1 protein-coding gene is annotated in these 755 nt (G+C 54.0%); it reads left to right on the plus strand.

Annotated elements, in window-relative coordinates; all coding sequences use genetic code 11:
* The first annotated feature begins 167 nt into the window (after window positions 1-167).
* The gene (locus tag AC0L3X_RS47265; protein WP_224580655.1) at window positions 168-563 is read left to right on the plus strand and encodes a hypothetical protein; all 396 of its coding nucleotides are present in this window, start codon (window positions 168-170) and stop codon (window positions 561-563) included.
* Window positions 564-755 lie beyond the last annotated feature (192 nt).

Genomic DNA, 755 nt, shown 5'->3' on the forward strand with positions numbered 1-755 from the left:
TCGTTCACCTGCATTCGCCACGAGCTCTCTCCTCTGTAGAGATTCGAGCTATCAACTAATGTGGCGAACTTGCGTTCCAGATGACTAGTCTCCAGGTTCCAAACTCGGCTGCCGCTGAAGGCACACCCAGAAAGATGGCCCCGATCTCCGTCTTCGTGAGTCGTAAGTTGAGCAAGCTCTTCGTGCGTCAGGGCTTCTCGCCGTTGTTTGATGTTGCGGTCAAGATCGAAAATCCGGAGGAGCCCCTTGGAACGCACGTGTTTACTGCAATGGAATTCCAGAGCGAGGGAGCGGCTATTCGCTGGACCGTCGTGTCGATTCCGGACGAATTTCCTCGCATCGAGGATGCCACAAAAGAACGCGAAGCGCCCGTGAAGCAAACCGCCCTATCGGTACCGTCTCCCGATAAAGCCAACGCTGTCCTCAACCGCATCGAAATACCGCGGGATACCGTTGAGAGGATCTCTAAACTTCTGACGCCGGCCTCTTCATTGATTATTTCCGACGACGGATTTAGCCACGAGACGGGAAAAGACACGGATTTCATCGTTGTAACGCATTGATGCGGCGGCGCAACCCACCGACATACGATGCCGCTGCGCAACCCGCTGGAATTGTTCGACCGCAAATCTGGTGCAAGATTCTTGACCTCCGCTGTCATTCGGCCTGCAATATTTAGGCTCTGACGCAATTTTGGTGCAGCTCCGATTATTCTGCACCGATTAGCCTGGCCTGAAGGAGATCGATTTTCCCGC

This window comes from Bradyrhizobium sp. MI1.7, assembly GCF_055811795.1.